8 protein-coding genes are annotated in these 10184 nt (G+C 52.8%); 4 read left to right on the top strand and 4 right to left on the bottom strand.

Annotated features, from left to right (window positions below; all coding sequences use genetic code 11):
- Positions 1-80: 80 nt before the first annotated feature.
- On the bottom strand, positions 81-1385 hold the full coding sequence (locus KO508_RS13155) for an alkane 1-monooxygenase (protein ID WP_252738097.1): 1305 nt from the start codon (positions 1383-1385) through the stop codon (positions 81-83).
- A gap of 281 nt (positions 1386-1666) precedes the next feature.
- On the opposite strand from KO508_RS13155, the gene KO508_RS13150 reads away from it, so the two are divergent.
- The 4 genes from KO508_RS13150 (at position 1667) to KO508_RS13135 (ending at position 6504) form a co-directional block, all read left to right on the top strand.
- Complete coding sequence (locus KO508_RS13150) at positions 1667-1957, top strand: hypothetical protein (protein WP_216008751.1); 291 nt, start codon at positions 1667-1669, stop codon at positions 1955-1957.
- A gap of 206 nt (positions 1958-2163) precedes the next feature.
- Positions 2164-4194 carry a PhoX family protein gene (locus KO508_RS13145; protein ID WP_216008750.1) on the top strand — a complete coding sequence of 677 codons (2031 nt, stop codon included), beginning with the start codon at positions 2164-2166 and terminating at the stop codon, positions 4192-4194.
- Between the two features lie 217 nt (positions 4195-4411).
- Positions 4412-6052 carry a methyl-accepting chemotaxis protein gene (locus KO508_RS13140; protein ID WP_216008749.1) on the top strand — a complete coding sequence of 547 codons (1641 nt, stop codon included), beginning with the start codon at positions 4412-4414 and terminating at the stop codon, positions 6050-6052.
- A gap of 71 nt (positions 6053-6123) precedes the next feature.
- The gene (locus KO508_RS13135) at positions 6124-6504 is read left to right on the top strand and encodes a DUF4870 family protein (RefSeq protein WP_216008748.1); all 381 of its coding nucleotides are present in this window, start codon (positions 6124-6126) and stop codon (positions 6502-6504) included.
- Between the two features lie 16 nt (positions 6505-6520).
- Here KO508_RS13135 and KO508_RS13130 read toward each other — a convergent pair whose 3' ends face one another.
- The 3 genes from KO508_RS13130 to KO508_RS13120 form a co-directional block, all read right to left on the bottom strand.
- Positions 6521-7822: an MFS transporter gene (locus KO508_RS13130; RefSeq protein WP_216008869.1), complete on the bottom strand. Its 1302-nt coding sequence runs from the start codon at positions 7820-7822 to the stop codon at positions 6521-6523.
- A gap of 195 nt (positions 7823-8017) precedes the next feature.
- Positions 8018-9118, bottom strand: coding sequence for a DUF1513 domain-containing protein (locus tag KO508_RS13125; RefSeq protein ID WP_216008747.1), 1101 nt, complete (start codon positions 9116-9118; stop codon positions 8018-8020).
- A gap of 10 nt (positions 9119-9128) precedes the next feature.
- On the bottom strand, positions 9129-10178 hold the full coding sequence (locus tag KO508_RS13120; protein ID WP_216008746.1) for an imelysin family protein: 1050 nt from the start codon (positions 10176-10178) through the stop codon (positions 9129-9131).
- Positions 10179-10184 lie beyond the last annotated feature (6 nt).

Genomic DNA, 10184 nt, shown 5'->3' with positions numbered 1-10184 from the left:
TGAGAGGCAGAGCCCACCAGCGGCCCGCACCAAAAGTTCGAGGCCAGCAACCCCGAGCTCGAGTTTCCGAATATTTGGAGTCAGGCAGCCTTCTCCGAAGGCGAACTAGCCTCTTCCTCCCGACGAGCAGCAGCCTTGGCCGCCACCTCAGCAGCATAATCTGCATACTTCGCCATCAGCTCCGCTTTGCGGTCCGGGTCCCAGTTGATCTTGCTCAGATCGCCCTCGTAGTGATCGATCACCCGCTTATCCATCGTCTCGTACCACCACTGCGGCACATAAGCGGGCATTAACATAGATGCATAGCCACCCGGTAACTGCGGAGCTTTCTCAAAATGACGTAAAGCCTGATAACTGCGCTGCGGGTGGGCGTGATGGTCTGAGTGACGCTGCAACTGATATAAAAACAGATTCGTCACAATATGATTGCTGTTCCAGCTGTGCTCAGGTTGGGTGCGTTGATACTTCCCGTTTTTATCTTTCTGGCGCAGTAGCCCGTAGTGCTCAATGTAATTCACACTCTCCAACAAACTGGCACCATAAACCGCTTGAGCCGCAAGGAACGGAGCGGCCCGAGGCCCACAAACCAAGGTCGTCGCACCAAAGAAACCAGCGCTCATGGCCCAGCCCTGAAGTAGCTCGTTATCCAGAGACCAGAACCCCTTGCCTTTGCGGCCCAAGCGTTCCTTCTCAATCTCCACCGCAGACTTCATACCGCCAAACACTGTACGCGGTAAGAACTTCCAAAAGCTCTCGCCCATACGACTACTGGCGGGATCTTCCGGCGTCGCGACGCGTTTGTGATGGCCAAAGTTATGCTCAACAACAAAATGGGTGTAGCCCGTTGGTGCCAATGCGGCCATGGCCAGAAGTTTGTTGAATTTATTGGATTTGTGGCCCAATTCGTGAGCCGTATTAATGCCAACTCCGTTGATGGCGCCAACAGTCAGCGTTAGACCAATCTTATCCTCAACCGGTGTGTTCTTGCGGCTAGCAAGCCAAGCACCCATCACCGTCATCGCATACTGGGTGGGAATGAACGCCTTAACGATGCGGTTGTAATATTTGTCTTGTTCCAGAGAACTGACTGCCGATTCCGGCGGGTTGCTCTTGTCTTCCCCAATGGCGCGGTCCAACGCTGGAATAACACCATGAACCAATGCAGGCCCAGTCCAAGCAAGCACCTTGAGCTTTTTAGGTGCTATCGCGTAACCGGTTAGCGCCGCCAAACCTATACCGGGCAGGGCGGGCCCGAGTAGCCAGAGATATCGCTTGGGGTCTTTCCACTTTCCAACAACGTTGGTTGCTGTGGGGTTCTCTACTGGTGTATTGGCTGTTTTTGAATCCGGTTTTAAACCAACGGTGTCATGGGTTTTGGCATTCATTGTTGTTCTCCATTGCAGTGCGCGTTGTATGAATTTATGTCGGACAATATTGCAATGCAACAATAATAAATATTGTTTGGGAGGTTGGCGCAAAATGACAAGGCGGGTTCGGGGGTGTGGGTTAGTTGGCTCGATCGTGAATTTTCGTTCCTTTTCAGACCTTTACAGGCAGTTTTATAGGCGCCGGCTAAACAAAGGGTAATCTGCAAGTAATTGTGTGGTGCCGAACATGGCCTTACCCTGTACACGGTTACAAACGTTTACCGACAGAGGGATATGTGATGAATAAGTTAACTCTCAGCGCTTTTATTATGTTTTTGACTTTGGGTCTTGCTGCTTGCAGCTCCGAGGACGAGGGAGCTGATTTTGATAAAGCTGCGGACAACGCTGAAGAAATGATGGACGATGCTGGCAATTCAATTGAAGAGACTTATGAAGAAGCTACCGGCCAAGACGAAGGTGTAATGGGCGAAATGAAAGAAGGCGTCGAAAACGCTGGCGAAGAAATGGGCGATGCTGCTGAAGATGCAGGCGACGCCATCGAGGAAGGTTATGACGACGTAACTAAATAAGCGGCTAGTTACGCGCTTATTTGCCCTGGCGCTTACCACCTGCGCTTGGGCATTCCTGCTAGAGCACACCAAAACCGTTAGTCTTTTATAAAAGATTAACGGTTTTGTCTTTTTATCGTCCTCGCATTGTCATTTCGCCCGCCGATACTGCCTTTCTGACAACACCCCGGTTGTTGAATATTGAGAAAGACAAAGAGAGACAATATATGGCCAAGCATGACCTTGATCCCAATTATCTGGATCCCGATTACGAACCTGTTGTCAACCATGCCGGCAATAGGGCCTTCCAAGACGTGCTCGCGACGCGCATGCAGCGTCGAACTCTGATGAAAGGCGGCGTTGGCGCGGCTCTGGCCAGCCTTATGGGGGTTGGGCTTGCCGGTTGTGGAAGTGATAGCAAGAATGATGATGGAAACGGAACAACCGATCCAGATGGGGGTATGAGCAACGCAACCGAACTTGGATTTGAAGCTGTAGCTGTTTCAACTGCGAACTCTGTCGTTGTGCCAACAGGCTATACCGCCAAAGCGTTCTTGCCTTGGGGAACGCCGATTACTGGTTCCTACCCGGCTTTTAGGGCCGACGCTTCTAATTCGGGAGCGGATCAAGAGCAGCAGGTAGGCATGCACCACGACGGTATGCACTTCTTTCCGATTGATTTCAAAGCTGGTGGCAGCCGTTCTGACGAGGGGCTGCTGGTGATGAACCATGAGTACATCAACCAAAGTGCTCTACACCCGGACGGCCCCACTTATACCTCGAATAGTATGCGCCCTACCGATGAAGTGCGTAAGGAGGTAGCTGCTCACGGCGTGTCTGTTGTCCATATAAAACAAGACGGTGCAGGCAATTGGGATATTGTGTTTGGAAGCCCTTTCAATCGTAGGATTACGGGCAATACCGAGATGGATATCCGCGGCCCGGTACGTGGTTACCAGAAGCTTTCAACGCGTTTCAGTAAAGATGGCACTCAAACTCGCGGCACCTTGAACAATTGCTCAATGGGTTTGACGCCTTGGGGAACCTATCTTACGGCGGAGGAAAACTGGCACGGTTACTTTGCTAATGGCTCGGCAACGCCACCACGGGAACAAACCCGTCATGGCGTTGGAAGTGCCAGCCGCTATGACTGGGAGCTTGCTGAAGGTGGCGATGATCAATACGTTAGGTTCAATATAACGCCCACTGCCGAGAGCGCTGTGGACGACTATCGTAACGAGGCGAACACTTTTGGATACATGGTCGAAATCGATCCGTTTACGCCTGAGAGCAAACCTCAGAAGCGCACCGCTCTTGGTCGTTTTGGGCATGAGGGTGTGATCTTTGCACCCGTAGAAGAAGGCAAACCGGTGGTTTGCTATTCCGGCGACGATTCGCGTTTTGAGTATATCTACAAGTTTGTTTCTTCGCGGCCATACTACGCCGCAACCGCTAGCGGTTACCTGTTAGATGAGGGCACTCTGTATGTTGCGCGTTTTAACGAAGATGGCTCCGGCGACTGGCTCGCTTTAGCGCTTGATGATCCAGCGTTTATGGCCCGTGTGGAAGCAGCGCAGGGCACGATGGTTGGCGATGTGCAGTTTGAGGGCTTTGAAAATCAGGCGGATGTTCTTTTGAATACGCGTTTGGCTGCAGATATTGCCGGGGCTACGCCCATGGACCGGCCAGAGTGGGGCGCGGTTGATCCTAATACCGGTGAAGTCTATTTCACCCTAACTAATAATTCCAACCGCACCGAGGAACAGGTTGATGCCGCAAACCCTCAGGCAGAGAACCGCACGGGTCATATCATTCGCTGGAGCGAAGGTAGCAGCGACTTTGCAGCAACAAGCTTCCAGTGGGATATATTTGTCTTTGGCGGGACTCAGGGGACAGAAACGGTAGTAGACGGAGAAGTCGTTGTGTCGCTTACCGATGAGAATATCTTTAACAGCCCGGATGGTTTGTGGTTCGACTACAACGGGCGTCTTTGGATTCAAACTGATGGCTCCGACGCCCCGCCGTATCAGAATAATATGATGCTAGCAGCCAACCCTGCCACCCGGGATATCAGGCGCTTCTTCGTGGGGCCTCAGGGTTGTGAGGTAACGGGAGTCGTAACTACGCCGGATGTTAAAACCATGTTCGTGAATATTCAGCACCCAGCGAAGGACTGGCCTTTTGGTAACGAAGGTGACCACCCTCGGGATGCAACGGTTATCGTTACCCGCAACGATAATGGTGTTGTGGGCGCCTGAACGAAGATTTAACTCCCATAGAAAACCGCAAATCCGGCAGCCTGATCAAAGAGGCACGCGGGGTTTGCGGTTTTTTTGTTTAAGAAAGGTCTAATTTGGCCGTTATATTCATTAAATCAACTAAAGTATGAGTTATTAACCCGCTTCAATTCCCTAGTCTCTAAATTGGCCGGATAACCGTGTACCCATCAGTAACAATAACAATGACGAGGTTTTTATGGGGTTGCTTAATCGTGCAACTGTGTTTTGGGGAGGCGCAATCAGCATCGTTCTTGCGTTTGCCTCTGCTTTGGTGGCGCCCTTGTTAGGTTTGGACCCGACATCGCTGGTAATAGGCTTGGTTATCGGCCTTGTGGCTGCTGCGGGCTTTTTGATTGTTAGAGTTTTGGAGCCGATTGACCGTGGCCTCAATGATTTGAATAGTGGCGCACTGGAAGAAGATCACCCACTTCGATCCCGCTGTCAGGCGCTCCTTGCCGACGCCCAATCGGGGCGGGCTTTAGTGGAGGCGCTTTCCGGGAGTGCGGATAAAAATGCTATATCAGCGGCGCAGGTATCGTTCGCTGCCGATCAGCTCAAAGGACAGCTTGAGCGCCAAGTTCAAGAAACTGCCCAGATGGCAGACTATGCTGGGCAGATTACGGAAACCGTGCGGGAATCCTCACAACAAGCAACCGAAGCCTCCACCATGGCTCTGCAGAATCGGCAGACCAGTACAGAAGGTCGTCAGGCGCTCACTGCGGCAATCGAGAGCATTCGGGTGGTGCATCAGCAGTCCAGCGAAAACCTGCGACTAATTCAGGAGCTTAACGATAAATCTAACAAGATTCAGGGTGTAACCGCTACCATTCAGGGCATTGCGGAACAAACCAATCTACTGGCGCTGAATGCGGCTATTGAAGCGGCCCGGGCCGGTGACCAGGGGCGCGGCTTTGCCGTAGTTGCCGATGAGGTTCGGCAGCTGGCGGGGCGCACAGCTCAGGCAACGGGTGAGGTAGCGGAAACCCTGCAGGAGATTCGCTCCGATACTGCGTTGATTGTGACCCGCATCGAAGACCTGGCCCGCAGTGTTGAGGAGGGCTTAGATTCCGTAGAAACCGTTGGCGAGCGGCTTGATCAAATAAGGGATCAGTCAAATCGAGTGCAGCAACAGGTGGCACGCATTGCTGAAATTGATCAGAACAACGAAGTTAGCCTAACTCATGTTTTTTCTGCCATTGAAACCGTTAGAGATCAGATCTCTGAAAGTGATACCAACGTTGTTTCTCTTGCGGAACAGGCCGCTACGCTGATGGAGCTTGCGGAAGTAGGCAATGCGGCCTTTGCGTTAAATAGTGTTTCCAGCTATCACCGGTTTTTTTACGATCAGGCGTGTGCGGGCGCTGAGCACATCGGAGAAATTTTTGAGAAGGCTGTGCGCGATGGCAAACTCACTGAAAACACGTTGTTTGATAAAACAAGAAAACCGATCCCCGGTACTCAGCCTGCCAAATATTCAAGCAGCTTCGATGCGTTTACTGATCAGTTTTTGCCTGAGGTTCAGGAAAAGATAAAGGCTTCGCATCCGGCGCTGGTATTTGCGATTGTTGCGGCTCCGGATGGCTACATTCCGACCCATAACAGGGATTTTGCCCATGCGCCCACCGGAGACCCAGATGTTGATCTGGTGCGCAGTCGCAGCAAGCGTTTGTTTAATGATCGTACAGGCATCCGTTGTGGCAGCCATACCGCAGATATGTTGCTGCAGACCTATAGGCGCGATACCGGCGAAGTAATGCATGATCTTTCGGTACCGATATATGTAAATGGACGGCACTGGGGTGGTTTCCGGCTTGGATACCGTCCAGATAATCACTGATCCTGTGGCTGGGAAAACCGCTCAATGGCTTGTGATAGACTCTGGGATTACACTTAAAAAGGAGAGATGCCTTGGCAGATCCGGAATACATTCCTGTCGATGATGACGCGGATGAGTTGTCACGCAGAACTGATCCTGCACGTAATCTTGCGGTTGTTGTCTACATACTTCAGGGGTTATCGTTTTTTCTAGGAGGCATTACCGGGCTGGCGGGTGTAATCATCAATTACATAAAACTGGATGATGTTCGCGACACTTGGGTTGAGCCGCACTTCCGGTGGCAGATTCGCACCTTCTGGATAGGCTTGCTGTGGACCGTTATTGGTGTTGTCACCAGCTTTATTATTATCGGGTGGTTCATTCTCATTGGTATCGCAATATGGGTTATCTACCGCATTGTAAAGGGCGCCTTAGCGCTGAATGACGGCAAAGCACCCGGTTTAAATAGCTAGTCGAGGGCTGGGTAGCCTAGCCCTCGGTCACTTCTTTGAGCCGAATGGCACTAAGAGTTCCAGCTAGGCCCATCAAGCCAAGTACCACAATCACCGCTGAGTTTGATATCAGTGAGAGCAGGGCAGTTAGCCCTCCGGTTGCAAGTAACAAAAAGCCGATCACAGTATTGCTGACGGCAGTGTAATCTGTGCGCTTGTTGCCCCCTGCCATATCTACCAAGTAGGTTTTTCGGCCCAGTCTCACGCCTGCATGGGCAATGCTCAATGTAAAGAAGGCTAGTGGGTAAAACCAGCCGTTGCCAACACCTGTGCCGGCAAACATGGCGGTTAGACCAACGCCCAAACACACCGCACTGGCAATAGCCGCGCCACGAATCATTACTCGCCGGCTGGAAGTATCTGCCATCCAGCCCCAAAAGCTGGCGGATACCGAGCTGGCCAAACTACTCGCCAAAAGAAACACGCCAAGCATTAAACCAGTATCCGATTCCTTCTGAGCCAGTACAACGAAATAGGGCGAGGCCAGTGCCGAGCACAGTAGCAAAGCACGAGTGATAACAAAGTTTCGAAAGGGTGCGTCATCGCGCAGCAGCGACAGGCTATGCAGAGCTTCAGCGAGAGCGTTACCGCCGCCACCAGTCTCCCCCTCATGTTCATCGACACCAGCAAACAGCAGCCCGGCAATGATCCACAACGCGGCGGCGAGCAGAAGTAACAGACTATAAAATGCCAAAGTGGGGTCGCCGCGCTCCCAGAACAGTAACACCGTTAAAACAACAGTAGCGGTGCCGCCTATGGTGGCCGCAAGGCCCGAGAGCCTACCTCGGCGAGTTTTCGGAATACACTTTCCCTGAACGTCTTTCATGGCCACAGAGCAGAAGCCCCGCGATAGAGAAAACACGATCAGCGCGGCAATAATGCCGCTACCGGCGGTATAGCCGTCAAGAAACCAGACGCAAGCAGCCATGGCCGAAACACTGGCCGCTTGACCTAAGCTGCCGAGAGTCCAGAACCATTTGCGCACAGGTTTACGGCGAACCCAGGCTGCGATCATCATCTGGGGCACCATAGAGCCGGATTCCCGGATGGGCACAAGCCATGCCACCAGTGCGGGCGCTCCAATGGCGCTCATCAACCAAGCAAGCACCGTTTTGGGGCTGATCAGCAGGTCGCCCAGCTTGGTCAACACGTTGGCTGCCAAAATCAGGAAGAAATTTCGAGGTACCACATGGCAGGCTTCCGCCGGGATGTCTTTGCAGACACGGGCGTCCTCTTCGTTGGCAATCAGGCTATAGAGCCGGTCGACTGAGCGTTCCAGAGTGCCGGTTGCTGCGTCGGTGCTTTCTTGTGGCGATATATTGTTCTGTGAAGGTGTCTGTTGCTGGGACAAGCCGGCGTCCTCCGGAAAATGGATAGCCAAGGATACCAGCCGGGCAGGCGCTCCTGAACCCCGGAATACGGTCCTGACCCCCGGAATAAAGCCCTGAACTCTTAAAGTACAGATTACGGGCTTTTACACCAGATGATGGTCCCACTGAACGGGCATGCTGGCGACCTCTACGCCCGGCTTTCCCTTGCCCATGCGAACCAGCTTGCCACGCCCTGAGGACACCAGAAAATCCCCACCTGCCAGTGCTTCAACGCCAGCACAGTCTGCAATGGCGCTTTTTTCAATCACCTCTCCAGTGCGTCCATTGAAGATCAGAGCTGTGCCTCCAATCGGAGAGGCAATGGCGACCAGTTCGTTCTCCGGATGCGCAACTATGCTGGCAATATAATTACCCAGCTCCCGGTGAACGGACTCACCAAAGTCAACCTCTTCATAATGCCCATTGTGGTAGCGGGCGACGAGCGGCGGTAGCTCGTGGATTGGGCCTTGGTATTGATAGGCTGCGAAAACGGTGCCGTTTGGCGACACATCGACATGCCGGGTACTGAGTTGGTGGTGGGATGGCCGGAACCGAGCGAGAATATTGCCTGAGACTCTATCCATCATCACCAGTGCAGGCTTCATGGTAGGCAGGTTTAGCTTGATGCGATCGTAATCCGGATGAGTAAGTATGCCCCCCAATCCCACCACCAGTGTTTGGCCGTCTGGATGCATGGTGATCTGATGTGGGCCTATGCCGTTCAGCTCAAAGGTATCCACCCGTCGATAATTTTGATGGCTATCGTAAACTGCGATAATGCCTTCTCCGGGTTCATAGCGGTTAACGGGAGCGTACAAATAGCGACCGTCTGGCGAGAATACGCCATGACCCACAAAATGCTCGCCTTTGACCGCTTCAATGCGGTGCCGTTGTTCGCCCGTTTTGCTGTTAAGTACGTAGAACGCCCAGCCAGGCCTGCGTTCAAAGAACAGTACTTCGGCGGTGCCCGGTCGGTTGCAGCCGCTATGGCAGCGAGTATTAACCGGGGCCTGCCATAGCATTTGCCCACTCGGGGCTATGGCGCCCACCGCAAATCGACCGTCTGCCAAACCGATTGCCCCCGTGTACTGCTGTGGGCTATTGCTGCCAGCTTTGCGCGGTAGCATACCGCAACCTGAGAAGGTGAGTGCTGCGCTACCAGCAAGCGTGGCCTTAATCAGGCTTCTGCGAGTCAGTTCAGGCATTGGCTGCTCCTCAGTCACCATCGCTGGAGTTAAAGCCGCGTACAACTCCAAGCTCAACCGCAGCCCGATCATTCACCAGAGCAGTGAGCTGTGTGAGGTCTACATAAAGGCTTTGAAGGGGTTTGAATGCGTTGTCGTCAGACAGCAACGGTGCCATCGGGCGATCGAGTTCGGGAAAGTTAGCGAGTACTTCCTCAAATTGTTGCTCAATCCGTTTAGCCAAGTCGGTTTGCTCACGATCATTAAGGAGCTTTGAAAAGGCTGGCATGAAGTGCTTCTTTAGCCCCTGAACACTTGCGTCTGCGGCGATTAGGCTGGCTCCGCTGCGCCATGCATCAGCGCTGTAAATCGAGCGCTTGCCATTGCCGCGCAACCCCATGGGTGTGGCCAGACGACGCTCCTCAAGAATTTCCAGTCCAGCCATGGCGGCACGAATAGTTGTATCTGTGTACTGCTCGCTGCCAAGGTAGTTGCTCTGAAAACCTTTCCAATCATTAGCCAGCGTTTCGCCGTTGCGGGCGATATGACGGGTCACGGCCACTAGCAACTGACAACTACGCCCTGCCGGAAGGGCGCTTTCGCTTCTACTAAATGTCTGGTCGTAAAGCAGGTACTCAACCATTGGAAAGCCTTGTACGGCGACGCCGGACTCACCAATTTTTTCAGGTGTAATGGGTGCCTCGTCTTTGAGCAAATAGGAAGCTTTGCGCGCAACCAAATTTTTTGGGTCTGGCCAGAACTGGAATTGCCAGGCACGGTTATTTTCTTCTACAGGCCCAAAATCTATAAAGCGCACCTGCTGCCACGCGAGAAACGCATCCAACCAAAGGCGCTTAGTTGCCTCCAGCTCTTCAGAGGACGGGCTTTGGCAGTAGGTCTGCGCTTGGCTTTCCAGCGCTTGGCTCTGTGTTGCCAGACTCTGGTAGCCCGCTAGCATATCTTTATGCCATTGCGTTCGATAAACAGCTGTCGACTCATTGGCGCCGTTGGCGTCTGCTGCCATTAGTGGCGCGGTGATCAGTGACGAGGCCAGAAAGAGTGTCAGTATTAGTCGCTTCATATCAGG

It is taken from the genome of Marinobacter salexigens (assembly GCF_018860765.1).
In the GTDB taxonomy this organism is placed as follows: domain Bacteria; phylum Pseudomonadota; class Gammaproteobacteria; order Pseudomonadales; family Oleiphilaceae; genus Marinobacter; species Marinobacter salexigens_A.
The sequence above is the reverse complement of the archived record's forward strand: the minus strand, read 5'-3'. Positions and strand labels throughout refer to the sequence as shown.

Bases quoted from the DNA above. Each gene is read 5' to 3' on its own strand.
- KO508_RS13150 (WP_216008751.1), top strand. From the start codon at position 1,667: ATGAATAAGTTAACTCTCAGCGCTTTTATTATGTTTTTGACTTTGGGT.
- KO508_RS13120 (WP_216008746.1), bottom strand. From the start codon at position 10,178: ATGAAGCGACTAATACTGACACTCTTTCTGGCCTCGTCACTGATCACC.
- KO508_RS13140 (WP_216008749.1), top strand. From the start codon at position 4,412: ATGGGGTTGCTTAATCGTGCAACTGTGTTTTGGGGAGGCGCAATCAGC.
- KO508_RS13125 (WP_216008747.1), bottom strand. From the start codon at position 9,118: ATGCCTGAACTGACTCGCAGAAGCCTGATTAAGGCCACGCTTGCTGGT.
- KO508_RS13155 (WP_252738097.1), bottom strand. From the start codon at position 1,385: ATGAATGCCAAAACCCATGACACCGTTGGTTTAAAACCGGATTCAAAA.
- KO508_RS13145 (WP_216008750.1), top strand. From the start codon at position 2,164: ATGGCCAAGCATGACCTTGATCCCAATTATCTGGATCCCGATTACGAA.